General features: G+C 45.3%; 24 protein-coding genes and 3 tRNA genes. 15 read left to right on the top strand and 12 right to left on the bottom strand.

Annotated elements, in window-relative coordinates; genetic code table 11:
* The 5 genes from hemH to NTX76_00580 form a co-directional block, all read right to left on the bottom strand.
* Positions 1-600, bottom strand: a 600-nt coding sequence (hemH, locus tag NTX76_00600) for a ferrochelatase (GenBank protein ID MCX7337769.1), incomplete at its 3' end; no start/stop codon positions are given.
* 136 nt (positions 601-736) lie between these two features.
* Positions 737-2134: a hypothetical protein gene (locus NTX76_00595; protein MCX7337768.1), complete on the bottom strand. Its 1398-nt coding sequence runs from the start codon at positions 2132-2134 to the stop codon at positions 737-739.
* Between the two features lie 91 nt (positions 2135-2225).
* Positions 2226-4832, bottom strand: a complete 2607-nt coding sequence (locus tag NTX76_00590; protein MCX7337767.1) for a PD-(D/E)XK nuclease family protein — start codon at positions 4830-4832, stop codon at positions 2226-2228.
* Between the two features lie 17 nt (positions 4833-4849).
* Positions 4850-5608: an HI0074 family nucleotidyltransferase substrate-binding subunit gene (locus tag NTX76_00585; protein ID MCX7337766.1), complete on the bottom strand. Its 759-nt coding sequence runs from the start codon at positions 5606-5608 to the stop codon at positions 4850-4852.
* Between the two features lie 7 nt (positions 5609-5615).
* Positions 5616-6698, bottom strand: coding sequence for a septal ring lytic transglycosylase RlpA family protein (locus NTX76_00580; protein MCX7337765.1), 1083 nt, complete (start codon positions 6696-6698; stop codon positions 5616-5618).
* A gap of 155 nt (positions 6699-6853) precedes the next feature.
* Here NTX76_00580 and NTX76_00575 point away from each other — a divergent pair.
* Positions 6854-6930 (top strand) — tRNA-Ile (locus NTX76_00575).
* 15 nt (positions 6931-6945) lie between these two features.
* On the opposite strand, the gene tyrS is transcribed toward NTX76_00575, so the two are convergent.
* Positions 6946-8196, bottom strand: coding sequence for a tyrosine--tRNA ligase (gene tyrS / locus NTX76_00570; GenBank protein ID MCX7337764.1), 1251 nt, complete (start codon positions 8194-8196; stop codon positions 6946-6948).
* Positions 8197-8250: 54 nt separating this feature from the next.
* Here tyrS and tatB point away from each other — a divergent pair, with 54 nt between their 5' ends.
* Both tatB and NTX76_00560 read left to right on the top strand, forming a co-directional pair.
* Positions 8251-8568 (top strand): Sec-independent protein translocase protein TatB, encoded by a 318-nt coding sequence (gene tatB, locus NTX76_00565; protein MCX7337763.1) that lies wholly within the window; start codon positions 8251-8253, stop codon positions 8566-8568.
* A gap of 68 nt (positions 8569-8636) precedes the next feature.
* Positions 8637-8713: transfer RNA gene (locus NTX76_00560), tRNA-Pro, on the top strand.
* A gap of 264 nt (positions 8714-8977) precedes the next feature.
* Here the strand turns inward: NTX76_00560 and pgeF are convergent.
* Complete coding sequence (pgeF, locus tag NTX76_00555) at positions 8978-9739, bottom strand: peptidoglycan editing factor PgeF (GenBank protein MCX7337762.1); 762 nt, start codon at positions 9737-9739, stop codon at positions 8978-8980.
* Between the two features lie 27 nt (positions 9740-9766).
* The gene (locus NTX76_00550; GenBank protein MCX7337761.1) at positions 9767-10648 is read right to left on the bottom strand and encodes a hypothetical protein; all 882 of its coding nucleotides are present in this window, start codon (positions 10646-10648) and stop codon (positions 9767-9769) included.
* Positions 10649-10854: 206 nt separating this feature from the next.
* Here NTX76_00550 and NTX76_00545 point away from each other — a divergent pair, with 206 nt between their 5' ends.
* Positions 10855-11949 carry an ATP-dependent 6-phosphofructokinase gene (locus NTX76_00545; protein MCX7337760.1) on the top strand — a complete coding sequence of 365 codons (1095 nt, stop codon included), beginning with the start codon at positions 10855-10857 and terminating at the stop codon, positions 11947-11949.
* A 66-nt stretch (positions 11950-12015) separates the two neighbouring features.
* On the opposite strand, the gene NTX76_00540 is transcribed toward NTX76_00545, so the two are convergent.
* The 3 genes from NTX76_00540 to NTX76_00530 form a co-directional block, all read right to left on the bottom strand.
* Complete coding sequence (locus NTX76_00540; protein MCX7337759.1) at positions 12016-12825, bottom strand: inositol monophosphatase family protein; 810 nt, start codon at positions 12823-12825, stop codon at positions 12016-12018.
* Between the two features lie 36 nt (positions 12826-12861).
* Entirely contained in the window at positions 12862-13428 is a 567-nt protein-coding gene (gene efp, locus NTX76_00535) for an elongation factor P (protein MCX7337758.1), read from the bottom strand.
* Between the two features lie 34 nt (positions 13429-13462).
* Positions 13463-13539: transfer RNA gene (locus NTX76_00530), tRNA-Met, on the bottom strand.
* Between the two features lie 212 nt (positions 13540-13751).
* On the opposite strand from NTX76_00530, the gene NTX76_00525 reads away from it, so the two are divergent.
* The gene (locus NTX76_00525) at positions 13752-14594 is read left to right on the top strand and encodes a class I SAM-dependent methyltransferase (GenBank protein ID MCX7337757.1); all 843 of its coding nucleotides are present in this window, start codon (positions 13752-13754) and stop codon (positions 14592-14594) included.
* A gap of 145 nt (positions 14595-14739) precedes the next feature.
* On the opposite strand, the gene ychF is transcribed toward NTX76_00525, so the two are convergent.
* Positions 14740-15840 (bottom strand): redox-regulated ATPase YchF, encoded by a 1101-nt coding sequence (gene ychF / locus NTX76_00520; protein MCX7337756.1) that lies wholly within the window; start codon positions 15838-15840, stop codon positions 14740-14742.
* A 180-nt stretch (positions 15841-16020) separates the two neighbouring features.
* Between ychF and NTX76_00515 the strand changes: the two genes are divergently transcribed.
* The 10 genes from NTX76_00515 (at position 16021) to NTX76_00470 (ending at position 26331) form a co-directional block, all read left to right on the top strand.
* Positions 16021-17163, top strand: coding sequence for an ABC transporter permease (locus tag NTX76_00515; GenBank protein ID MCX7337755.1), 1143 nt, complete (start codon positions 16021-16023; stop codon positions 17161-17163).
* Positions 17163-17861, top strand: coding sequence for an ABC transporter ATP-binding protein (locus NTX76_00510; GenBank protein ID MCX7337754.1), 699 nt, complete (start codon positions 17163-17165; stop codon positions 17859-17861). Before NTX76_00515 ends, NTX76_00510 begins: the two co-directional genes overlap by 1 nt.
* Positions 17836-18843 (top strand): secretion protein HlyD, encoded by a 1008-nt coding sequence (locus NTX76_00505; protein MCX7337753.1) that lies wholly within the window; start codon positions 17836-17838, stop codon positions 18841-18843. The genes NTX76_00510 and NTX76_00505 overlap by 26 nt, the downstream gene beginning before the upstream one ends.
* Position 18844: 1 nt before the next feature.
* The gene (locus NTX76_00500) at positions 18845-20311 is read left to right on the top strand and encodes an efflux transporter outer membrane subunit (protein ID MCX7337752.1); all 1467 of its coding nucleotides are present in this window, start codon (positions 18845-18847) and stop codon (positions 20309-20311) included.
* A gap of 4 nt (positions 20312-20315) precedes the next feature.
* Positions 20316-21467: a mechanosensitive ion channel gene (locus tag NTX76_00495; GenBank protein MCX7337751.1), complete on the top strand. Its 1152-nt coding sequence runs from the start codon at positions 20316-20318 to the stop codon at positions 21465-21467.
* A gap of 90 nt (positions 21468-21557) precedes the next feature.
* Positions 21558-22808, top strand: coding sequence for an FtsH protease activity modulator HflK (gene hflK / locus NTX76_00490; GenBank protein MCX7337750.1), 1251 nt, complete (start codon positions 21558-21560; stop codon positions 22806-22808).
* A gap of 1 nt (position 22809) precedes the next feature.
* Positions 22810-23697 (top strand): protease modulator HflC, encoded by an 888-nt coding sequence (locus NTX76_00485; protein MCX7337749.1) that lies wholly within the window; start codon positions 22810-22812, stop codon positions 23695-23697.
* 39 nt (positions 23698-23736) lie between these two features.
* Positions 23737-25494 carry a Do family serine endopeptidase gene (locus NTX76_00480; protein ID MCX7337748.1) on the top strand — a complete coding sequence of 586 codons (1758 nt, stop codon included), beginning with the start codon at positions 23737-23739 and terminating at the stop codon, positions 25492-25494.
* Between the two features lie 137 nt (positions 25495-25631).
* A complete protein-coding gene (locus tag NTX76_00475) occupies positions 25632-26030 on the top strand; it encodes a type II toxin-antitoxin system RelE/ParE family toxin (protein MCX7337747.1) in 399 nt (132 codons plus the stop codon).
* The gene (locus NTX76_00470; GenBank protein ID MCX7337746.1) at positions 26014-26331 is read left to right on the top strand and encodes a DNA-binding transcriptional regulator; all 318 of its coding nucleotides are present in this window, start codon (positions 26014-26016) and stop codon (positions 26329-26331) included. The genes NTX76_00475 and NTX76_00470 overlap by 17 nt, the downstream gene beginning before the upstream one ends.
* The last annotated feature ends 392 nt before the right edge of the window (positions 26332-26723 follow it).

Below are 26723 nucleotides of genomic sequence, written 5' to 3'. Positions count from 1 at the left end.
CGGGGCCCCGAATGCCAATGCATTTTGATAGACGGGTAAAATGCTGTCTGAGTGGGCCTTAATAAACACATCATTATTATAATAAAATGGCACGGAACAGGTTGGGGTTTTCAATCCTTGTTTTTTTGCTTGCTTGGTCCATTCTGTCAACGATGATTCGGTCGTTGTTCTGGAAAATTGAGGGTACAGGGGTAGCAAAATTATTTTGTCAGGATCAAAATCCCAGACATCTTGCACAGCATCGGCGGTAAAGGGATGCCAATACCGCATGGCGATAAAAATTTTATACGTGCTGGCGGAATCAATTTGGTGTAAGTAATCCTCAAGCGCTGTGGCCTGGGCCAGTGTATTTTCAAGCAGGGGGGATTTTCCACCCAAAATCTGGTAAATTTTCCTTGCTTTGTTATGACGAACCGCAGAGATTACCCGCGCCAAAATCCAGCGAAAGGGTTGCGGATACGACAGAATCGCCCGGTCATTGAACAGGTTGAACAAAAAGGGCCGAACAGCATCCAGGCTATCGGGCCCCCCTAAATTAAACAGAACAACAGCAATTTTTTGTGACATTTTTTCTTTGTTGATCGGTGACTGCCTGATCACGCATCATACACCATCTTCAGATCAGTTTTTGAAAAAACATCCACCACCCTGATTGTTCCCCTTCAAAAAAAAGGGTTAACAGGGTGGCGATAGAATCATCTTGACCCGCAGATGCCCGTTGCGATCTTGCTGGGTTTTAGCTCACCGCTGCTGATGTTAGGTCTTGATCCGCAGATACCGATGGTCTGGTTGGTGCTTTTTTTTGGATTGGCCTCATAGCATGATGATCGAGCAGATTGACCGGTGATGATGCGCGACTGCTTGCCGGTGTTGGCGGAGAGCTATCGGTGTCCGAATCTGCATCCGTATCTTGTGCTGATACATCGCGTTCGTCAAATGACGAAACAGAGGAGGGCCTGCTTAACAACGGTTCTGTAAATACATCCTCTAACCCGTCTTTCGAAACGGCAGCCTCGTCAGCGTGTGCACCGCCTTTTTTACCCGAATTTAACAGTTCTATGCCTTTTTTTTGTGCCGCTTTCAGAGCAAGGCTTTTTTCTTCGCCAAGCATACTAGAACTAGCAACATCAAACTGCTTATCTTTTAACACTTGTACATCCTTATCAATTGCTGCTTGCAGGGCGATTGTTTCTGTCATCTTAGCAGCAATGGCTTTTTCCAATTTCGGCAGTCCATTTTCGCCTTGCACAATGTATCCATGGGTTTTGTTACGTTCTTTCATCAGCTTTGCCAAAGTTTCAGCCATGTCTGCATTTGCTAAGTTTGCCTCTAACTCATGACGTGACGCAATTGCATCCTTGATTTGTTCAATCTTGGCGCGTATCTCGTTTCTTTTTTCTGCACATACGGCTATGCCTGCATTTGCTTGAATGATATCGTCATTCGCTTTGGCCGCTAAAGGCTTTCCAATCTTTCCCATGGCCTTTGATTTTTCAATCTGTGCTTTGAGGTTTCTGACCTCGCCTTCTTTTTTTTCTATTTTTTTCGTTAGCTCAACAATGTCAGCTTCGTTGCTTGCAAGTTCTTTTTCTTGCTCTTCATCATTTTGAACGGCAGGAACATTTGTTACTATGTCCATCATTTCCTGGTCTTGCTTTTCAAGCTTTTCCTTGTTTCGTTCAAGATCCGCTTTTATTCGCGCAAGATTTGATTCCATTTTTGCTTTATTTTCCTGGGAACGGCTCAGGGCAAGGCGCTTGATTTCAATATCTTTTGTTAAATCTTTGATGATTTTTATATCAGCATCAGACATGCCATCAAATTTAATGCTCTTTCCGCTGTTAATGCCATCAATAAAAGCCAAAACATATGCTTGTTGTGTTTTGTCAACTTCGGCCTGCGCCGCACGGCCAACGGCCCATGTCACACGAAAGTTTTTCTGTGCGCTTTCATACTGAGAAAGCAATCCGCCAAGATCAACATAATCAGCATCAACCGTTTGCTCAATCTTTGCTGACTGGTCTTTGTTTTCGCGAATTCTTTTTTCTAGTTTTTCGCTTGCCGCACCCTCTGTCATTAAAAAACCAGACATAATAACGGTGCTAAATGCCGTACCAATCAATAATTTCTTCATTTTTTATCCCTTTTCCATCGACAATAAAATATTTTCTACTGACTTTAGAATAGGGTGAATTTACTAATAAATCGTTAATGGGATGCAATTATTATTGCTTCCACTCCGAAATTCGTTCCAAATGCGCATAATCATTGAATGCTGGCGATTTGTCAGGATCAGGGCAGGCAAGATAGGGAACATCAGGGTTTAAGAATGTTTTCAGCAGGGTTTTAAGACCAGCCTCGGCACTATTTAAAAAATCATCCCCAACGGCAAGCGTCGTGATTTTACCGGCCGGATCCCCCCCCTTTAGTTGCCAAATACCAATTTCCTGAGGGGGGCCATAGGGGCCAAAGCCATCCCTGGATGCGATAAAAGATTCAACCGCAAATTGTGCCGCATATCCCTGTTCTATGTCGCGAAGGGTTGGCGCATAACCGGTTTTGTAATCAACGATTCTCTGACACCTGTTATTCATAATATCCAATCGATCCGCGATGGCCGACAGGGTAAAGGCATGATCATCAATTGTAAAGTCGACGGACCCCTTTTGTTCGGTCAGATAAGTCATCCCTGTATCCTGCTGCATTTCTGCCACAAACCAATCGACAATTTGCCCAAACCGATGCCACCAGAATGTTTTTGTAATCGCATTTCGCCCGAAATACGGTTCAGCCAATCGCAATAACGATGCCTTGTCATGAGAATCTTTTATGCAAAGATCCAGCATGTAATGGATGATTTGCCCCCGTTCCGCCGCCGTTGGTTCGCGATCAAGATCCTGCAATGGAAACAGTAAAAGGCACCGTTTCGCATAAATGGCGTACGGATCGCGCATCAGCCGCTCCACCTCGGTTGCGGAAAATTTGCGAGGTCGTGCGTTCACAGGGGGGCGGGGCTGAGGGGGGTCAATTTTAATGGGAGGCGATGTCCGTTCCAAATTTTGCGCCCACAGCTTCCAAGGGATATTTTTTTTATCCTGAAACAGGTGGGGGTTCTTTTTTTCAACGGCCCCAAGGTGCAGCCACCACCGACTGGGCAAGGCACCGGATCCATTGTCTGTTTGGGATCGCGTTAAAAACAAATGCGGAGCATAAAACCCGCTGCAAAATTCATATTTGGATCGTTGTAAACGCTGTTCAGGAGTCGACAGACCCAGGTATTTCCGTTGAGCAGAATTCAACCAGGGATCCATATCAAGGGCTGGTGGCCAACTATTTTCGTTGAGGCCACCCAGGATAATAACCTCCGCCATACTAAAGCTGACATCTGACGGTTCCAAGATTTTAAGGCGAGGCTCTGCATCTGTGCGGTCATGAATTGGCGGCGCCTGTTGGATTAGGTTGGCAAAAAATGCCGTATACAACCGGGGGAGGATCTCTGGAAATGTATAGGCATGTTCCAGCAGGGTATCAAAAAATTCTTTGGCTGTCGTACCGTCAGAACTACCCCACAAGGGGCTGGATTCCGTTGCATCACCCGTTAAGGCAAGGCATGCGGCTTGATGTGTTTCAAGTAATTGCCTGAGGGTGGAGCTTTTAAATTCAATCATAGGTTGTAATATCGACTGAATTTCCCCAAACCATTCGGCTAAGTTCGGTTGTAATAAACCTTTTAGCGCAGCCAAATCAAACGGTTGTGCCCGTAGAAATTGTTTATCAAGACTGCGTGTATTATTGATGTGACGATACCTTTGTTCGGCATTAGATGAAAAACACAAGGGGTGTTTCAAGATTGCCAATAAACCGGCAGCGCTTTGCTGTTCCCAAAACTGACAGACAGCCATTAAAAATCGCCCCACCACAGATTTTTCCAAGGGGTGCCCGCCAGAGGGAGAGGCAACCAACCCGAAGTTAGTCAATTCACTTTCGACCCGCTGACGCAAAGACTGATTGGGCGTAACAAGGGCGATGACCCCCGTTGTTGTGTGTAGGTGATAGCGCATAATCAGGGCGATTGTTCGAGCTTCCTCGGCCATTGTTGCGCATTCGATCCTCTCATAATGGGGAGCAGCCTTGGGGTCCAAAGTTTGCAGGATCTCCAGGTCATCCCCTTGTGCGATAATCCTTCCTTTGGGGAGATCTAAAATTGTTTTACCAAGGGTTACCAAGGCAGGCATAACCAGAGGATCTGCCATAATGATGGGATGTGACGGCGGGGTATTTCGCCAATGATTCGCCAGCGCCAATAATGACTGATGCGTGCGGGCTTTTCGATCCATATATCCCAACCCATCCAAGGCTTTGGGCCAATGGTCAGTAACAATTTTAAGGCCGTCATGTCTGTCCCCAAAGGCTGCAATTGTCGCCAGATCAACACCCGCCGTGTGTGTGTCATCAATGAGCCGAATTAACGATTGCGCCAATTTTAACGCTCGGCTCGATTTGCATCCCGGTATATTTTTAACAACAAGATGCATCATAAGCCCAAGACGTTGCCACGATGGAATCGCTGGGGGAAGCCGGTCAATTTCTGGTACTAAAAAGGGGTTTTCGGATTCTATATCTGGAATGGCAACCATCTGGGGGAGGAGCAAGCACTGCCCAGGGGCAAGGCAACCCCGAAGCGCATCCCCCAGTTCCAAAATTGCACGCTGCGTCGGCAACAGGACAAGGGTTCGGGCTAGATCCTCCGGTGATTCATATGTTTGCAGCAGCCATTTCGCCAAGGCTTTGACAAAGCACGTGCCAGCGGGGATTGTGTGAACGGCAGGCATGTTAAGAAAACCCTTGGTCAAGACAAACTGCAATTGATCTGATCCCCCAGATCCCACAAAATTTTCTTTTCGTTAATGATGTCTAGAAATTCTGGGCCCGTAGCGTTCATATCGACCAGATCAACCTTATAGGGCAAAAGAGATTCATCAAACGCGTTTCGCAAATCTGACAAAACATCAATCCCCAATGGTTTTTGATGACAATCAATAGCCAGATCCAAATCAGAAAATTGTTTCGTTGTGTTTTGGGTTCGCGATCCAAATACCCACACGGAAACTTCTGTCGGAAGGAATTTCTTTAAAATTTCTGTAACGATTTTGGCATGCTTTTCGTTAACATTAATGGCGGCAGGCATGCTGGATTTGTCTTTTAATTTTCCAAGAAGAAATTTTGCCTCCACTAAAAAATCAGGGATAAAGCCAATTGCAATATTTGCCTTTGAATTATCATATGTATGGCTGGTTATGTTTCGTATGTCTCTGTATTGCTTCCATTGCCCCCAATCACTTTTTAAAAGTCCTTTTTCTGATCCCGTTCGGATGAGTTCTGGAAACGTCATAAAATCAATGGATTCTGAATTTGGTTCTGTCATTTCCAAGTATCGTTTTAACATTTTGTGGCACAATTCATATGTATATTCAAAGGCTTGAATGGATGCCATGCAAAATTGTTTTTTGATTCCTTCGTCTTTTTCGGCTATATCAGAATTATAATAATTCAGACTTTGTCCAAGCTGAAAAACGGCACTTTCTAAAGATGTTAGGTTAAGTTTCATTAAATAATCATCCCTGAACAATGGTTGCTTTTGCTTGCCCTGCGTCGGTCAAATCTTTGACTGCAGCTTTGGCTTTTTGTGTTGTATCAAATGGGCCCATCCTGACACTATAAAACTTTTGCCCTTGGGGATGTGTGGTTTGCATGATTTTGGTTTTCCCCAGGACACGGATTTCGTTGGATAGTTTTTGTGCGTTGGCTTCTTGTGTGAACTGTCCGCCCACATCAATAAATATAGACGATATTTTTTGCTGGACTGGTTTGGGTGCCTTTTCTATTTCGAGCTTTTGAACCAGGTTGTCCATCGTGGTCTCTGGCTTTGGCGCCGCAGATTTCTTTGCGGGATACGTTATGGGGGTCTGGCCCAATATCGAATCAATGGGCGGATAAATAATGGGTGTCGATTGCCGGGATGGATCGGCGGCCAACGTTGTTGCTGCGTCAGAAAAGGTATTTCCATCGATTTCTTGATTGTAAACCTGCAACCAGGTTCGGCCACTTGGATCGCGTCCTGATTTGGTTCCAAGCTTGGCTAAATAGTTGGAAAACGCTTTGCTTTCCTCGACCAGGGCTGTTACCCGAACACGCGCCACCCCCTTGTTATAGGTCCCGATGGCTTTTGCCGATGCTACGGACAAATCGATGATTCTACCTGCATAAACATAGGGACCCCGATCATCAACAAGCACCTTAACGGATCGCCCATTGTCCAGGTTGGTCACCCGCACGATCGTGGGGAGGGGGAGAGTTTTGTGCGCCGCCGTCAGTGCATGCTGATCAAACGGTTCGCCGTACGCTTTTGGCTTTCCATGGCATTCGGGTCCGTACCAGGATGCCAGACCTTCCTCGTCATAGTCATAGTGTTCCTGGGGAAAATGCCAAGAACCCCGAACAAAGTAGGGTTTGCAGGATTTACAAACACCCGTGACCCGTGTACGGTCTGATGACGTGGATGAACATCCTGCCAGATAAAGCAGGGTGAATAATAGGGACAGAATTGGGGAAAGAAACATCAGATTGTTTTTGGGGGCGTGAATGATTAATGTTCCTCTGGAAGGTCTATGGCTATTTAAAAATATAATTTTGCTCATGTCGTTATTTCCTGCGTCCTTGATTTCCTAAACCAGTCATCAACATTTTTGTCACCAAGATTAGTATATCCAATCTAAAATCAACATTTCCATTCACCTTTGGTATAAATCCTGTTGACGATTTGGGTCATTTTATGCCTAAATACTACTTGTGTGGGCCTGTAGTTCAGTTGGTTAGAACCCGCCGCTCATAACGGCGTTGTCGTAGGTTCGAGTCCTACCGGGCCCACCACACAATCTTTGTCCATTACTCCACGCAAATCACGACATGTTTCTTTCGACCAGCTGAAATTTTGACTTGGGAAGCATTTTGAAACCACACTGAATCTAGTAACATTCTGACATCTGTAATTGGTTGGTCATCCAGGCGTGCACCGCCCCCCTGAATCAAACGACGCGCTTCCCCCTTGCTGTTGCACAAACCCGCACGAACGAACAAATCATCGATAAACACGGGCAGATCCTGCATCGACAAAACAATTTTGGGTAACTGATCCAGGCTGCCTGCGTTCCCCTCAAACAACCGTGCGATGGTTTCGTGAATTGCCGGCAAATCATCCACTCCCCGGGCCAGGGCCGTTGCGTGATCGGCCAAGATTTTTTTAGCATGGTTTAATTCTGCGCCCTCTAATTTTTCCAATCGCTCGATTTCATCCATCGGGATTTCTGTGAACAGACGCAAATATCGACCAACATCCTTGTCATCTGTATTCCGCCAAAATTGCCAATAATCATAGGATGGTAATAAATCTTTATTCAACCAAACAGCGCCGCTGGATGTTTTGCCCATTTTGGCCCCGCTGGATGTTGTGATTAACGGCGTCGTCAGACCATAAACCTGGCGATTGTCTGCACGTTTTACAAGCTCCACCCCATTGATGATGTTCCCCCATTGGTCTGATCCACCCAGCTGAAGCTGACAATTACGATGACGGCTTAGTTCCAGAAAATCATAGGCCTGCACAATCATGTAATTGAATTCAAGGAAACTGAGCGATTGTTCCCGTTCAAGCCTAAGCCGCACGCTGTCAAACGTCAACATACGGTTGATCGAAAAATGGCGGCCATAATCCCGCAGAAAATCGATGTAATTGAGGCCCGCAATCCAATCGGCATTATTCACCATAACGGCACCCGTTGGCGAATCGTTGAAATCAAGGAATTGCCCAAACGTTTGGGCAATTCCCGTGATATTCGTTTGAATATCGTCATCGCTTAGGAATTTCCGTTCGGCATCCTTGCCCGTTGGATCACCAATCTTGCTGGTGGCGCCCCCCATCAGAACGATCGGTTTATGCCCCGTTTTTTGCAGCCACCTTAGCCACATGATGCAGACTAGGCTGCCAACATGCAGGCTGGTCGCGGTCGCATCGAACCCAAGATAGGCCGTGATGCATTCTTTGTGGAGAAGCTGATCCAGTGCATCCATATCGGTACCCTGGTGAATAAAGCCGCGTTCCTTACATATGCTAAGGAATTCTGAACGAAATGGTGACATTGGTGACCCTTTTTGTGTATTCTTTTTGTTGACTATATAGCAAACGGAATAAAAATGTTAGATCTGGCTTGGACCGAATATTTGTTGATTGCCGTTGTGGCCCTTGTTTTGTTGGGACCAAAGGAGCTTCCTGTGGTCCTTGGGACTCTTGGTCGATGGGTCAGGCAGCTGCGTCATATGGCAAATTCATTTCAGGATCAATTATATTCCCTGGATTCGCCGGAATCGGAAAAGCAGGCAGACCCTTGGGTATGTGACGAGGGTGGGGCAGGGATCGCCACCAGCCCTGCGCGGCAGTTTATTTTGCCGTACCACGATCCGTTTTTGCCATGGTTGGGGGTGCCTGCGCCCTTGCCAGAAAGGTGTCCGTAAAGAAAACATATCCAAAATGTAAAAGAAGTCTTGGCTTATGGGTCAGTTTCTTGTATACATAATGAAGACGGGAAGTAGCGCAGCCTGGTAGCGCGCCTGCTTTGGGAGCAGGATGTCGGAGGTTCGAATCCTCTCTTCCCGACCACCTCTCTTTTCAGAGGGCGTGGTCGTTTGCGTTTGCTCAGGACAAACAGCGGCATTAAAAAATCCCACACCCACACAATTAGTAAAGCGCTAATTCAACGTAAAAACCTTATCAAAACTGGTGTTCTAAGACCTGGATTGCTTTGTCGGGCTTCGCCCTCCGCGCAAAGACGTCATTGCGAGGAGCATAAGCGACGAAGCAACCCAGGATTGTCCTTGAAAACACGAGGTTTTTGGGGATACTTACGTCGAACTCGGGTTATCCCTAATCCTTAATTGCAATCACTGCCACTTGACACCCAAAATGCGCGTCCTGACGCAATGTCTTTCGGCGAAAGCTGAAAAATCGGTCTTCGTTCGCAAACGTGTCTGCGGGGGACGGACATATCGATTCAACCCCGGCCAATCTCAACCGATTGGACACATAGCCAGGCAAATCAAATTGATAATGCCCGACGCGCTTTCCAGGTTTAAAAAATTCAGCATGATCTTTTAGGGCTTCGTAGAAATCGGCGCTAACCTCGTACGAATCTTGCCAAATACAGGGGCCAATTGCCACCACGATGTCTTTGACGATACTGCCCTGATCAACCATGGTTTTTATCGTGTTTTCAATAACACCACCCACGGCACCTCTCCACCCTGCATGGACGGCCCCGATAATGGGTCGGTTGCGATCCGCAAACAAAAGGGGCACGCAATCGGCCGTTTGAATACCGAGCAATACACCTGACACAGTTGCAACATGGCCATCCCCCGTTGGTATTCCAGTCGAATGCATCCCCGTAACATGGACAATATCGGTATGTTCCTGGCGTAACAAGCGTAGACAATCCCGATCCAGCCCGAATTTGTAACAAATCCTGCGACGATTTTCCTCCACAGCCTCAACATCATCACCCTTGTAATGACCTGTGTTCAGGGAATCAAAGGCACCCTGACTCGTCCCGCCTTGTCTTGTAAAGAAAGCGTGGTGAACATGGGACAATACCGACAAAATCGGTGATGTTATTACAGGAACAGTCATGCATACAAGCATACCCAAATCAACAACTCAACGATACCCTTTTTCTTTTAAAATCATGTCTGTTCGATGTAAAGCAAGCGTATGAAATGTATTGAATAGAATTGCCTTTGGCAAATCAACGCGCCACCCCGTATAGAATCCTCTCCATCCCTCCTCTGCAATGATGCGTTTGGCCGCCATCACAAAGCTTTTGTCGATCGCCCCCTTTTGCAGGATCCGCGTTCTGGTTTTATCAAATGGCAAAACTGCAGCCGTATAACATGTTCCGATACCACTTCCGATGCCCAGGAAAGATCCAAAACCCAGGCCATCTGGATTAAGATCCTGTGCAACCCCCTTGAAATAATAATACGCCGGGATGAAAGTCCCCCAGGCAGCAAACTGACGTGCGTAAACCGTTGAAAATCCATGGAAAAGATCGGGTGACAGGGTTTCTCTCATATTAAGGCCACCTGTAATCATTTTCGTTGTCATTGCGTTCAGGGGCAACATAACCATTGTGTCCACGGCCGCCAACGAAGCCACCGTACCAATCTTCGAAACCGATTCCGGAAGGACAGACGGCAGCATATACATAATTGGAAATCGATAGATATTGTTAATTGCAAACGTACCGCACGCGGGAATAAAACCACGATAAAGTTCGTGTGGGACTTTCGCATAAAATTTCGTAAGATTTTTCAGGGAAGACTGAGGTCCGCTTTTTTGTAATTGCGTCATGATAACGGCCAACGGATGTTCCACCACCTGCGCGCTTGTCCGAATCATTCCCGATGTAAAGGCAATTTTTGTTTGGTCAAACAGGGGATTTTCGGACTTTTCAAAAATTTCCGAACAAGTTCCCTGCTGGAAAAGAATCAGTATAACGACAAAACAGAACAACGACTTTGTTACCAATAATTTGAACATACAGTAAAGACCTTTTCTAGAAAAATTTAATACTACAGCACAATTTCACACGAAACAGCATTATTGGAAATCTAACAAAAAAAGGTTAATAGAAAGTAAATTTTGAAGTCGTTTTGCATAAAAAGAATTTGATTGCCCATCTGTACAAGAAGGCAATATATGGCTACTCTTAAAGGAAGATATTAAAACGACAAGGGAAACCCCTAATGACAAAACGAATTGGCCTATTAACAAGTGGCGGGGATTGCGCCGGTCTCAATGCGGCTATCCGTGCCGTCACACATCATGCCATCAAAAATTATGGATGGAAGATTTTTGGCATCCGCAAAGGCACAACGGGATTGCTGACGCGCCCCCTTGAATACAAAGAATTAACGGTGGAATTTTGCGATCACAGCGTCCTTAGAAGTGGCGGGACACTTTTGGGCAGCACCAACAGGGATGACCCATTTATTTTCCCCAACGCCGACGGAACCAAAAGCAACCGTTCGCAGGAAATCATCAATGGTTACCATGAATTAGGATTGGATGCACTGATTGGTATTGGTGGCGATGGCAGCCTTAGAATTTTACATCAATTGGCAGAGCAGGGGGACTTGAACCTTGTTTTCATCCCAAAGACAATTGATAATGACGTTTCGAACACAGAGGTCGCCATTGGGTATTCAACAGCACTGGACATAGCAACAGAAGCCCTTGATCGGCTTCAGCCCACCGCGGCAAGCCATCAACGCATCATGATTTCTGAAGTCATGGGGCGGGATGCCGGGCATATCGCCCTGGAATCTGGTATCGCTGGCGGTGCGGACATTATCCTGGTTCCTGAAATTCCCTATAAGCTGAGTTCTATTTATCAAACAATTAACTCTATACGGGAAACGGGGCGCGATTTTGCCCTTGTCGTTGTTGCGGAATCAGTGAAAAAAGAAGACGGCGAAGTATCAAGCATACAGAATGCCAATGGGTTGCCGCGGTATAGCGGAATCGGGCATTATATAGCCGAAAAAATTCACGAAGCCACCGGCATGGAAACGCGCGTCAATGTTGTTGGACACGTTCAACGAGGCGGTCAACCCAATGCGCGTGATCGTGCGCTGGCAACGGCATTTGGCGTGGCGGCAGTGGATTTGGTTGCCCAAAATAAAATGGGCAGAATGGTTTCTTGGCAAAATTGTCAGGTGGTCGATGTCGCCATTTCCGACGTCGTTCAGTATAACCAGGAGGTTGACCCGAATGGCACAATGGCACGGACAGCCGAAAGCATGGGAATCTATGTTGGTGAATTGCCTGAAAAGAAATAATAGCGGCGTTAAGCGCAATAACCACCTCCGGTAAACCCGGGGGTGATGGCCGTATTTCAGCGTAGATTAAACAATAGCGCTCAGCGTTTTTTGGAATACCGCATGAAGGTCTTCGTTGGTGGCAAGAATACTTCCGGAATTCAGCATATTGCGACCGCCTGAAATCTCTGTGACGTATCCACCGGCTTCCTTGACCAAAAGAATACCAGCCGCCATATCCCATGGCGAAAGGGTATCTTCGAAAAATACATCAAGGCGTCCCGATGCAACATAAGCCAAATCCAGGGCTGCCGCGCCCATTCGTCTAAATCCTGAAACGAGCGGTGAAATTTTTTCCATCCGTCGTTGAAAAAGACCCACATTGTTTGTTCCATCAAGGCTTCGTCTGATGCAGGGAATCGGAATACCAACAACGGCATCCTCCAGGTTCCGACGTCCAGAAACCCGCAGACGTCTGCGATTTAAAAATGCCCCTTTTCCTTTTTCAGCCACAAAAAGTTCATCTTTAATGGGGTCATACGTAACACTGGCAATAATTTCTTTTTGGCGTTCCAGAGCAACAACGATAGCGAAATGGGGAATTCCATGCAGGAAATTTGTTGTTCCATCCAATGGATCAATGATCCAGCGGTGGTCTTTATCGTCCCCGGGGATTTCACCTGATTCCTCGGTCAAAAATGAATACCCTGGCCGTGCCCTGGATAGCTCGCTAATCAAGATACTTTCGGACTTTTTGTCAGCTGTCGACACAAAGTCACCAGGTCCTTTTTTGGATACCTGTAGGTTTTCAACCTCTCCAAAATCCCGAACCAGCCCACGCGCCGCCTTTTCAACAGCCGCAACCATAACATTCATTACGGCTGAACGAGCAGCCATCCGTGCACCTGACACTTAAATCACCCTTAAATTTTATTAATCTTTAGACCGTTCTACGTATGTAGAATCAGCCGTATTCACAACTATGCGCATGCCACTGTCGATGTGGGGCGGCACCATCACACGAATACCATTTTCAAGCATGGCCGGCTTATAGGATGACGTCGCCGTTTGCCCCTTAACAACAGGGTCGGCTTCTGTGACTGTCAAAACAACCGTATCGGGCAAGCGAATGCTAACGGGTTTTTCTTCGTATGAAGAAATATCAACAATCATTCCATCTTGCAAGAAAGCAGCTGCTTCGCCCACGAAATCTTTTGGCAGAGAAATTTGATCAAAGGTTTGCTGATCCATAAAGACCAAAAAGTCACCTTCTTCGTACAAAAACTGATACGGCAACGCATCCAAGAAAACACGTTCTACGCCCTCGGAAGATCTGAACCGTTCGTTGGTTTTTGTGCCATCCATGAGATTTTTCATCTCTACCTGCATATAAGCACCACCTTTTCCGGGCTGCACATGCTGGGTTTTAACGGCGACCCAAAGTTTCCCCTCGTGTTCTAGAACGTTGCCTACACGAATTGTGTTTCCATTGATTTTCACTGATTTGACCTTAAGACTGATTGCAAGACATTTTTGGTAGCGGAGAAGGGACTCGAACCCCCGACACGCGGATTATGATTCCGCTGCTCTAACCAGCTGAGCTACTCCGCCACAGACTGGATCATATGGGTGAACTATACCGTTTGATTGGGCCGTTGTCAATTTTATCTTTGTGTTTGCTGCTATTTTGGCGCAATAACATCCATGCGAAAATGATCATCTTATTCCCTTGATTAGAATGTCAATTTTGGTATACTTTCTGGTGATAAATAGGGTATCACCTTTTAATAGAGAAAAGCCATTATCGTATAAAAGAGGTTGGAATGAAGCGTTTATATAGTATTTTCAGCTTATTAATCATAATTTCGAAATTTGCTATGGCAACAACGCCGGCATCTGAGCCTTGCCCCGCACCGCCCCCACCAACATCAGATGAAGAAGTGAACAATTTTCGCCTTTGGGGCATGGTTATAAAAATGCCGCCCGTCAATGCACCATCAGAAAAGGGACAGCAAGTATTGCATTTTAATACACGCAACAAGCCCATCGAGGGGAATCCGACTGCACTTGCCTATGCACAGAACGAGATGATCAATGCCAAGGTTTTTACAAGTGATGCCGATATCATGAAATATGCGGCAGAGGAAGCCGCAAAATTAGGAAACGGATTCTTGCTCGAGTTTGGAACAAAGCTTGGAAAACCAGCTAACTTTATGGCAGCGCTATCCCCCAAAAATACCGTACATACATTTGATTCTTTAAGGGGGTTACCAGAGGATTGGCGGGAAGGATTCCCCAAGGGAACATTTGGGTATTTACGGAATAATACATTTCCATCGCTAATTGCCAACGCGGAACTTCATAAAGGGATGTTTGACGATTCCCTGCCAAAATTCATTGAACAGCACATCAAGCCATCAAATCGACCGATTGCGTTTATTCACATCGACTGCGAACTTTATTCGTCAACAAAAACGGTGCTTGATTTTTTGAAAGACTATATAAAACCAGGGACATTAATTTTGTTTGATGAGTATTTTAATTTTCCCAGGTGGGAGGGATACGAGTACAGAGCCTTTCAAGATTTTGTTAAAAACAATAATATTCGTTATGAATACGTTGCGTATAACGGCCTGCATGAGCAAGTTTTGGTTAGGATTATATAGAGGTTCCGTTGAATGTATCCGCTGCGGATTATTTCCCACAATTGTCATCCTCGGGCTTGATCGCGGGATGACAATTGGGTGTTTCTCCTTGGAAAATGATCGGGGAGGGGCATAGGAATATGTTGTAATGCCGGCTGTCACAAACCTACACATTAAAGCGAAAATGAAAAATGTCCCCATCTTGAATCATGTATTCGCGACCTTCTAGTCGAAGCTTTCCGGAAACCTTAGCACCTGCCTCCCCATTACAAGTCACATAATCGGGAAAGCTGATCGTTTCCGCACAGATAAACCCTTTTTCAAAATCCGTATGAATAACGCCGGCGCCCATGGGTGCTTTTGCCCCCTGGTGAATGGTCCACGCGCGGGCTTCTTTTGGGCCTACCGTAAAAAAGGTTAGCAGATTTAATAATTGGTATCCTGCACGGATGATTTGTTTTAGGCCGGTTTCTTTTAACCCAAGACTTTCCAAAAATTCCTGTTGTTCGTCAGCAGACGTTAGGGATGCAACCTCTGATTCAATAGCAGCAGAAATAACCACAGCCGATGTCCCTTGTTGACGTGCGTAATCAAAAACCTTTTGTGTGCTGGCGTTTCCGGTGGCGGCCTCGGCCTCTGACACATTGCACGCATATAAGATTGGCTTGCTGGTCAACAATTGCAGTTGATGATAAAGGGGTAAATCATCCTTTGCAATGGATACAGATTTGGCAGGCTTTCCGGCGATCAACGCCGCCAATATGGGTTGAATAAGGGGGATCAGGGCTTTTGCTTCTGCATCGCCGCTTTTTGCCCGTTTTTCAAGAGAGGGAAGACGGCGTTCCAAACTTTCCATGTCAGCCAACATCAATTCGGTTTCAATGGTGGTTAGGTCGCGCAACGGATCAATGGTACCATCCACATGCGTAATATCATCATCCTCAAAGCATCGCAATACATGGATAATGGCATCGGTCGATCGAATATGACCCAGGAATTGGTTACCCAGCCCTTCGCCCTTGCTTGCCCCACGAACAAGACCTGCGATATCAACAATCTCCAGCTGAGTTGGAATAATTTTCGCCGATTTAGCAATACCGGCGACCTGGCTCAGGCGATCATCGGGAACGCCCACACGCCCAACATTGGGTTCAATTGTGCAAAACGGATAATTCGCCGCCTCAGCCGCCGCTGTTGCTGTTAACGCATTAAAAAGCGTCGATTTCCCCACATTAGGAAGACCAACAATACCACAATTAAAACCCATTCAATAATCCTGCACATAAATTACTAATAATCAATTAAAACAAAGTAGCCCACTTTTGGCGGAATATCAAGGGAACACAATTTCGCCGGGATCTTCACGGTTTCTTAATACGTTTCGTTTATAACTGAATTAAGACTAATAGAATAATCCGGTTATTCCTTGTATTATATAGCGCTAAAAATGTTAATAGGTGATAAAGGAAAGTACCTTGGAATCATCTTGGGTATTTCATTTGCAGCCCTTATTATGACGCAACAACCGGGGGTGTTCTTGGGCATTATGTCGCGGGCCTATAGTTTTATTTCGGATATCAGCTCACCCGATATTTGGGTGATGGATCCTCAGGTCAAATACATTGATGACGTGACACCGTTGCCCAGTGCGCGGCTCTATCGTGTGGCCAGCATCGAAGGGGTAGAATGGGCGCGTCCTTTGTACAAGGGCAACATATTGGCGCGGCTTCCCAATGGACACTTTCAAACCTGCAATATTATTGGGATTGATGATGCCACATTGATTGGGGGTCCAGGGAGACTACTTGATGGCAAACTAGAAGATTTGCGTATTGCCAACAGCATTATAGTCAACAAAGATGGCGCGATTGACAAACTGGCATCGCCCCCCGCTTATCCTGGTGGACCTAAGCGACCCTTAAAAGTTGGGGATACGCTCGAGCTAAACGACCATCACGCAGTCGTTGTGGGCATTGTCGAAACAAATGCAACATTTCAGTCGATGCCCATTATTTATTCAACGTTCAAGCGGGCGACCAGTTTTATACCACCACAACGTAATGTCATGAGTTATGTCTTGGTAAAGGCAAAGGCCGGTCAGGATTTGCATCAACTAACGACACGTATCAAAGAAAATACGGGGATGAATGCCTATACCAAGGATGAGTTTATGGATCTAACGCTGAACTATTATCTAAAGTTTACCGGGATCCCCATTAATTTTGGAACAACTGTTATTCTGGGGTTTTTTGTGGGGGCAGCCATTGCTGGACAAACATTCTATAATTTTACACAAGAAAATTTACGCTATTTTGGCGTATTGAAAGCAATGGGGACCAGCCAGAAAACTCTTGCTTCGATGATTCTTTTGCAGGCACTTGTGGTTGGAACGATGGGTTATGGGCTTGGCACATGCGTTACCTATTTATTTTATTGGGTTTCGCAATCGCATACGCTTTTGGCGTTTAAGTGCCCCTGGCAAATGATGGTCTTTAGCATTATTGGCGTTGCTGTTATCTGCATGTTTGCAGCATTCCTTAGCATCAGAAAAGTCCTAAAACTCGAAGCCGCCATCGTGTTCAAGGGGTGATGATGGAAAAGATCGATATTGCCGTAAAATGCCAACAGGTTGTTAAAACCTATCGCACCGGCGACCATGTGGTAATGGCCCTGAATAAATCAGATTTTGTGGTCAACACAGGGGAATTGGTCATTCTTGCTGGCCCATCGGGGTGTGGCAAAACGACACTGATTTCGGTTGTGGCTGGTATTTTGGATTACGATGGGGGCGACTGCACTGTTTTTGGGCGGAATCTTGCCAAATTAACCGAACCAGAGCGACTTCTTTTTCGATCAAAATACATTGGTTTCGTTTTTCAGCAATACAACCTAATCCCAACGCTAACGGTTGCGGAAAATGTTGGGGTTCCCCTGATTATTAATGGTGTATCGGTCAAGGAAGCAACAGCCAAAGCTATCGATGTTTTGGACCAGGTCGGACTGTCCGATCGGGCGCATTATGCCCCAAATCAGCTGTCAGGTGGGCAACAACAACGTGTGGCAATTGCGCGGGCGATCGTACATGACCCGCACCTGATTGTTTGTGATGAACCCACCAGCGCCCTTGATGGCATTAATGGGCGCAACATCATGATGATATTAAAGAAACTAACGATACAAAATAATCGCACGCTTATCGTGGTAACACATGATAACCGCATTTTCGATTTTGCTGATCGTATTGCCGAAATGGAGGATGGACATGTTAAGCACAGTGGAAACAGCTAAGGTAGCTCTTAAAAAAATTCCCCTTAACCTACATACAGTTTTGGGTATTTTTGCTGCCCTGGGATTTTTGGGTATGATTCATTTGGTGTTCTTAACATCGCGCAATGTTCCAGCCGGAATACCCATCACACAACCACCAGCGTCAGTTTTTCAAAACTTTATTGCGGGGGAAGGGATCATAGAGGCCAGTTCCAACAACATTAATATCGGTTGCCTTGTTAGTGGCATTGTCAAGGATGTGGTCGATGTTGGCACAAAAGTTAAAGTGGGAGATCCTTTGTTTACGTTGGATCAAAGCCAAGCCAAGGCAGATTTAGCCCTGAAACAAAGCCAGGTTGATCAGTCAAAGGCAGCCCTGAAACAAGCCGAAGCCGTAATGACCAGCTCTAAAACCAAATACGAAATTGCTAAAAAAATCACCGATAAACGGGCCATAAGTCGGGATGATTATCTAAGTCGGGAAAATCAATATTCCATCGATCAAGCGGGTTATGTCACTGCCCAAGAAGCATTAAAAGTTGCTGAGGCCCAATTTCAAACATCCAAGGTCAATCTTGATGCCCTGACAATCCGCGCCCCGATTGATGCTGATGTGTTGCAAGTCAATATCAGCCCCGGGGAATATGCGCTGAATCAACAAAAGAATCCTTCGTTATTGTTATTGGGTAAAGTTGGTCAATTACAGGTCCGTATTGACATTGATGAAAACGAAGCCTGGCGGTATCAAAAGGGGGCGCGGGGGATTGCCTATATTCGGGGAAATACGAAAATTAAATTTGATTTGGCCTTTGATCGGATTGAACCCTATGTTCTGCCAAAAACATCCTTAACGGGTGATTCATCGGAACGAGTTGACGTGCGTGTTTTCCAGGTGATTTACAAGTTTAACAACGACAAACCCAATGTTTATGTGGGACAGCAGGTGGATGTTTTTATCGAGGTTTCTGATACGGCGCCATTTATCAGTCAGTTGGTGAAATAACATGAAAAAGACTTTTTGTTATATGGCTTCGTTGAGTGCCCTGCTTAATGGATGTATGGTGGGGCCGGATTACGAGCAACCAAATATTACAGCGAATGATAGTTGGCAAGAAAACAGCAGTCTGATTCCTACAACAACGCCCCTTAAGGACATTGCCTGGTGGAAAAATTTTCGTGATCCCATCCTGGATCAATTAATTCAGGAATCGGTCAAGACCAATTTGGATGTGGAAACCGCTTTGGCAAAAATACGTCAAGCCAGAACCACCATTGATGCAAGCACGGCCAATTTGTTTCCAACTTTAACTGGATTGGGGTCTGTTACGAAAAGTCAAAACAGCAAAAATATTTCATCCAGTGCCATCGGTTCACGTCAGAGTAATCTCTATGCTGGTAAATTTGCCGCAACATGGGAATTGGATTTGTTCGGACGACTCCAAAGGGCAGAAGAGTCAGCAGGGGCCAAATTTGAATCTGCCATCGACGACGGTCGTTCAGTCATCTTGGCGCTGCTGGGGGATGTTTCGCAAAACTACATAAAGCTTAGAAACTATCAGCAGCAATTACAAATAATGCGGGAAATGGCCGATGCTTGGGCGGATTATATTGCCCTTAGAAAGGGGCTCGAGATTTCTGGGTACGCAACAGACATAGATCTGCTTAGTGCCGAGACATCCTATAACCAAATGATGGCCCGAATACCAACCCTCGAAGCCATAATCAAAGTAACGATCAATCAAATTTGTTTCTTATTGGGCAGGGGCCCTGGATTTTTTACGGCTTTATTGGGAGCGCCGACAGATATTCCCCAGGCTGATCCCGTTATTTTCAGCAACTTGCCAGCGGGCCTTTTGTTGAATCGCCCAGATATTCGATCAGCCGAACGGCAATTAGCCAGTGAGACAGCCACTATTGGCGTTGCGACCGGGAATTTGCTTCCAACGTTTTCGTTAACGGGGGGCTATAATTGGACAAGTGCCCATTCATCAAATCTTTTAACCAATAAAAGCATCGGCTGGTCTGTTGGACCAAGCATAAGTTTGCCCATTTTTGATTTTGGTAAATTACAAGCAGCAGTGGATGCGCAGTACGCCGTCAGGGATCAGGCATTTATTTCATTCAAAAAAGCCATCCTAACTGCCCTCCATGATGTTGAGAATGCCCTGACCAACTTTGCCAGCGGGGATCAAAATCTACATTTTTTAAAGACGGCCATGGACAGTAATGAACTTGCGTATAAACTTAGCCTTGATCGCAATAAGTCAGGATTAAGCGATTCTTTGGATATTGCCCCGTTAAAAATTATGTATTTAACAAGCAAACAAGATTATCTTAATGGTGTTTGCAGTCGATCGGTTAATATGATTAATGTTTACAAGGCATTAGGCGGCGGATGGGATGTGCTGTCTGTGCAAGACAAAGAACTAAACACAAAGGAGATAGATCTTGTTGAAAAGAATATTGGATAAAAAAATGTCGAGAAAACTCGCCCTATTTTTTGTTTTTTTAATCTGTTCTGCTTCCTCTCTTTATGCGGGTGATTTTCATGCCACCGTAAAGGATGCGCTTGTTGCAACAGCTACTGCAGACAATATTAAATCAAGTCATCCATCTGTGGCGAATAAGGCTTCCTCTGTCTTGGGGACAGCAGAAACCAACAAAATGATCGAGGCTCTGCAGGATCCAGAAAAAAGAGATAATCTTCTTGGTGAATTAAAAAAAGTCATTGGTGACAATGCGGATAAAATCCTCCCCCGATCAATGGGCGTACATCAACTGTGGAACATTCGCGAATTAGTGTCAAAGGACAGCATTATTTCAACCGGTTTGTCGTTGTTTAGAATTGGCGTTATTCTTTTGATTTTTGCTATTTTTTGGCGAATCCTCAACCACGTTATTGAATCCTATGCGAACAATACATCGGTTATTGGAAAGATCAACTTGCGAAAAAATGATACGATGGCGCTGTTCAAAACGGTTGTGCCTATTGCTCGGTCATGTATTCATTGGATCCTGATCGTCTTGGGTACGCTTTTAATCCTAAGCGAACTCAACATCAACATCATGCCAATTATTTATAGTTTTAGCGTTCTGGGTTTGGCAATCAGTATCGGATCACAAACATTGGTCAAGGATCTTATCAATGGTGTCATGACCCTGCTCGAGGGTAACATGGCCGTTGGTGACGTCATAACGATCAATAATTTCACCGGGACCGTGGAATCAATTTCGCTTCGGTGTGTTCATTTGCGTCATGGTACAGGGGAATTACAAACGATTCCATTTTCAGAAGTCACCTATGTCACGAACAAATCACGTGACTATAATTATGCTGATATCCAGTTTATGGTTGCCTTTGAGGCCGATATGGATAAGGTCCAATCAGCCCTTCAGACAGTTTTTGACTCCTTCCAGCAAGACTCACGATTTAGCTCGTATATCCAAGGGCCCCTTGTTGTATCAGGCGTTAATCGCTTTACGGAATGGGGTGTCAATATTTCAGCTTCTATTAAGATCATTCCCGATCCAACCAAAGTTTTCATATCAGAATTTTACAAACGGCTATGGTCGGAATTAAAAACAAACGACGTGGACTTTCCATCGTCTGCGATTCTCGTCAAATGATTAAAATACCATCATGCATTCCATTGAGTGTGACGGGATCATGCTGTATAGTGATAAAATTATTCCCAAAAGCCTGCCAAAGGATTATATATGCTAAAAAATGATCAAGACAACAATGATGATCCGGCGATGGATAATCCCTGGCTGTCAGGAGCGGGCGATCAGCCAAAGAAAACTAATGCCACATCAAAAAAATCCAGGGATTCAGCGAGCAAAAAGGGATCAGGTGATGACAACGTGACACATATCTTTGATAAAAGACCAACCCAAAACAGTGGACATAATAGCGGAAATCCAATTGATGATCTTCTTGACAAAATGCAGGAATTTTTAAAAACGGGGGCGTTTCCAAAAGGCAGCGGTGGCGGTAGCGGCGGCGGAAGTGGTCGCCCAGATATCTCCCCCGTTCTGTTGGTCATTATTGTGGCGGTTGTGTCCCTTGGGGCATGGCTATCATCTGGTTTTTATCGGGTCCAAGAAGGCGAAGTCGCTGTCGTCCTAAGGTTTGGGGAAATGGTTCGCATTTCACCCCCAGGGTTACAATACCGGTTGCCAGCGCCAATCGAAGTCGAAATGGTAAAAAAAGTAACAATTCTTAATAAAATTGATAGTGGATATAAATCAGAAACCCAAAAGGCAACAAGTGGCGAAGCCGCAGAACAGAATCTGATCCTGACGGGTGATGAAAATATGGTTCACACGAACTATACCGTCTTGTGGAAAATAAAGGATGTCGCGGAGTTTTTATTTACAGCACGGGACCCAGAGGCCACAATCCGTGTCGCTGCGGAAAGTTCTATCCGGGAAACACTGGGGCAAACAACCGCCACTTTAGCCCTAACCAAGGGTCGTGAATTGATCGGAACAAATGCCCAAGCTTTGTTACAGAAAATCCTAGACACATACAAAATGGGCGTTCAAATTGTCAGCGTCCAGCTGCAGCGTGTTGAACCACCCGTACAAGTAGTTCAGGCATTTAATGATATGCAGGCGTCATTGGTTGATGCGGATCGTTTGCGGAACGAGGCAGAGGCATACCGCAATGATATTTTACCCCGTGCCCGTGGAGAAGCCGAAAAAATTGCCCAAGAATCAGAGGCCTATCGCCAACAGGTGATTGCCCAGGCAGAAGGCGAGGCAGCTCGGTTCAATGCAATTCTTGTATCCTATAGGTTAAATCCTGAGGTCACAATACGGCGGTACTATTTGGATACGATGCAACAGGTTCTAAAGGGGGCGCAAAAAACGATTGTGGATGGAAAAACATCATCCGGAATTGTGCCGTACCTCAATCTACAACAAGGAAAAATATCCGCTGCCGTCAAGAAAGGGGCCGAATAATATGACCCGCAATATCCGTTCTTTTGGGCCCATCATTGTGGCCCTGGCTTGTCTTTTTCTGTTTAATGCTTCTGTGTTTACAGTTGATCAAACAAAGCAAGCCTTGGTCCTGCAATTCGGGGAAGCCAAAATTGTTCATACAACGCCGGGATTAAAATTTAAGATCCCCTTTATTCAGGACGTTACCTATTACGACAAGCGGGTTCTAGATTATGATTTGCCACCAATCCTGGTCACCACAGTTGATCAAAAGCGATTGATTGTAGATACCTATACACGTTACCGCATCAACGATACCCTTTTGTTTTTCCAATCTGTTGCGCCAGCAACCGAAGTTGGGGCCAAAATGCGCTTGGAGGCGGTCATCAGCAGTGCTGTTCGTAACGTATTGGGCAAGGCAGAGCTTCGAACCACATTGAGCGCAGAACGATCGACCATTATGCGTAGCATAGAAGAAGAAGTTCGGGCCATGGCGAAACCATTGGGGTTGGACATTATTGATGTCCGCATTATTCGAACAGAGCTGCCCCCAGAAAACAGGGATGCTGTTTTTGCCAGGATGAATTCGGAACTGGATCGATTTGCCAAGGAAAACCGCGCAAAGGGTGCCGAAATCGCCCAGGGTGTTCGGTCACGCGCGGACAAGGATCGCACAGTTCTTTTGGCCGAGGCGTATAAAAAATCACAAACGATCCGGGGCGAGGGGGATGCTGCCTCCATAAAAATAGCCACAGAATCGTTTGGCAAGGATCTTGATTTTTATAACTTTTATCGCACAATGGAAACATACCGTGAATCTCTTGGCAGCGACACGTCTTTGATTTTATCAACGGACAGCCAGTTATTTAGTTTCTTTTCGGATCCGCTAAAATTTAGAATCAAGCAATAATTAAGAATACTGTAATAAAAAAATATGGAGTTTACGAATATGATGCTGAAGAAAGCAACGCCCGCGCTTCTTTTGAGTTTTGTTTTAAACGGTGCCTATGCTGCATCCCCCAGGCAACCTGCGCCGACACCTGCTGCAGAACGGGTCGCCGGCAATAAACCAGAGCCGATGCTGGCTCCGGATGCCCAAAGCGCCACCAAACAAAACACAGTGGTGGGTTGCCCTGATCTTGCAAACGGGTTTGCTCAGGTTGCCGAGGGGGCATTACCAGCCGTTGTTAATGTAGCAACAACGCAAATCATCGATAGCAAAGACAATAAAAACATGGATGTGCCACGGTTTGCGCCAGGGTCACCGTTCGAGGAATTTTTCCGTGAATTTTTTGATCAAATGGAAAAGCCCCGCCGCGTACAATCATTGGGATCTGGCTTTGTCATTTATTCTGACGATCAAAAATCATTCATCGTGACCAATTATCATGTCATCGCTGACGCGAAAAAAATCAGCATTTTCCTACACAAAGACACAACTGAAATCGAAGCAACCGTCCATGCCTATGATGAACGAACAGACATTGCTGTTTTAAGGGTGGATAATAAAAACCTGCCAAAAGACATGAAAAAGCTACCTGCGCTGTCTTGGGGTGATTCTGACGCAACAAAGGTTGGGCATTGGGCACTGGCCATTGGCAATCCATTTGGATTGGGCAGCACTGTAACAGCCGGCATTATATCCGGCAAGGGTCGTGAACTTGTGGGCCAATCAAAGGGATCGATCAGTAATTATGTTGACGATTTTATTCAGCATAGCGCCCCAATTAACATGGGAAACTCTGGCGGTTGTTTGCTTAATGTAAAGGGCGAAGTCACCGGGATCAATACAGCGATTTTCTCCCCAAGTGGCGGAAATGTTGGGATTGGATTTGCCATACCCTCTAACGTTGCAAAAACAACCGTTGATCAGCTGATTGAATTTGGACGAACAAAACGAGGATGGCTTGGCGTCAGGATCCAGCACCTAACAGAAGAAATGGCAGAAAGCCTGGGAATTAAAACAAGGGGCGCCATTATCGGAAGTGTCACACCTGGTGGCCCAGCTGATGCCGCGGGAATCCTTAGCGGTGATGTCGTTATAGAATTCGATGGCAAGCCAATTAACGAAAACAACCGTTTGTCCAGACTTGTTGGGGAAACCCCAATGGGGAAAACATGCAAAGTAAAGGTATGGCGCAAAGGACAGGAAGTTGGTGTCGAGGTTAAAATCGCTGAATTCGAGGAGGCCCCTCAAAAAGGGAAGATTGAAAGCGATTCCAAGCAGCCCAATGCACCAAGCAGCCAAAGCGTGGAAGTTTTGGGGATGCAGATCTCTCCGATTCCTGAAAATCTCAAGAAAAAACAAGAGCAAAAACCAGAAATAAAGGGTGTCCTGGTGACCAAAATTGATCCCAGCAGTCCAGCCATAGAAAGCGGTCTTGCCAAAGGGGAAATCATTGTCGAAGCCAACCAAAAGGAAATTAATACACCAAAAGATCTTGCGGACATTATCGAGGATGCTAAAAAAGCGAAAAGGAAAAACATTCTTTTGTTGGTCAATCTAAAAGGTGAACCACGTTTTGTAACGTTGAGGGTTGAAGCTGACGAGACAGATGCTAAAAAAGCAACCGATAGCAGCAAACCAGATATACAAAGCAAACAGCAGGAAAAAACCGGGGAAAGTATGATGGATCAAAAGGACTCCCCAAAGCAACCAATCACCCCGGAGCATCCAGCAAACGCACCGGCAGCACCGGCAGCTTAATCACCATTTTCCATAATAGTTATTATTGCATACAAAAATGTAACGTGATGAGCTGGATACATGCCGAACAAAAAGTTGTTAACTTAGACCTTGATCTATGGCACTAAGTGCTATATATTAAACCTTAGATGGTTTTCTTGACTCTAGATCTTGTGCGTATTTTTAAAACATCATGGTTTGAGCGTTTTACACGAAAAAATAAAATTGATGATTCCACCCTTATTGAATCTGTGAGGCGTATGAACAGTGGGATTGTTGATGCTGATCTTGGAAATGGCGTTATTAAGCAAAGACTTGCGCGAGTTGGTCGGGGTCTTTCTGGTGGATATAGGATAATCCTTTTGGTAAAACGCGGTGAGTGCACTTTCTTTGTTTATGGATTTTCAAAAAGTGACAAAAGCAACATTCAAAAAAATGAAGAAGAGGCATTCAGGAAACTGGCAACTCATATGTTTTCTTTAACCGAAAATCATTTATCTGCATTAATTAAAAACGGGGAACTGGTGGAGGTTGTGATCGATGAACAAGGCATATAAAAGTGAAGCTTTTGCTGCTATTCATGAGGCGGCTGAATCATTGCATTCCATTGGGGCTATGAGCAAGCAAACCTTAAACACATTTGACGATACATGCTTAACCCCCATTCATCCTTTAACGCCTAGCGAGATTCGCGCTATACGTGATCGCGAACAGGTTAGCCAAGCCGTTTTTGCCCATTATCTAAATGTTTCAACAAGTATTGTCAGTAAATGGGAAAGAGGCGACAAAACCCCAATGGGATCATCTCTTAAGCTGCTTTCTCTGGTTCAACACAAAGGGTTGGAGGCTGTTGTGTAAAACACCAGATATCATCTGGATTAGATGTGTGATTTTTGAAAAAGAAAAACAGCCGAAAGTGGGTTAAGTTATCAACCCACCAAAATGACCAAAATCAGCCATCACACAAACGACGGTTTGTGGAACTCCGAAAATGAAGGGTGAAAATGGTTGAAATCTGGTCACTTAACCCGTCACTTAATTTATGTAACGCAAAGGGTATGCTTATATGTTACGCCACTTCGGTTTTCGAGGGGTTCTGGTTTGAACCCGTTGAACGAGAAACTTTTTATAACGTGAGGATTCTTTTGGTGCATAAACATTATCCAATTCAGCTTTAAGATTTTTTAAACGGGGCCTAAAATCCCCACCGAACCAAGGTAAAATGGCATGATTGGCCTTGTTAACACTGT

The sequence above is a fragment of the Alphaproteobacteria bacterium genome (assembly GCA_026400645.1).
Lineage (GTDB): Bacteria > Pseudomonadota > Alphaproteobacteria > Paracaedibacterales > CAIULA01 > JAPLOP01.
The sequence above is the reverse complement of the archived record's forward strand: the minus strand, read 5'-3'. Positions and strand labels throughout refer to the sequence as shown.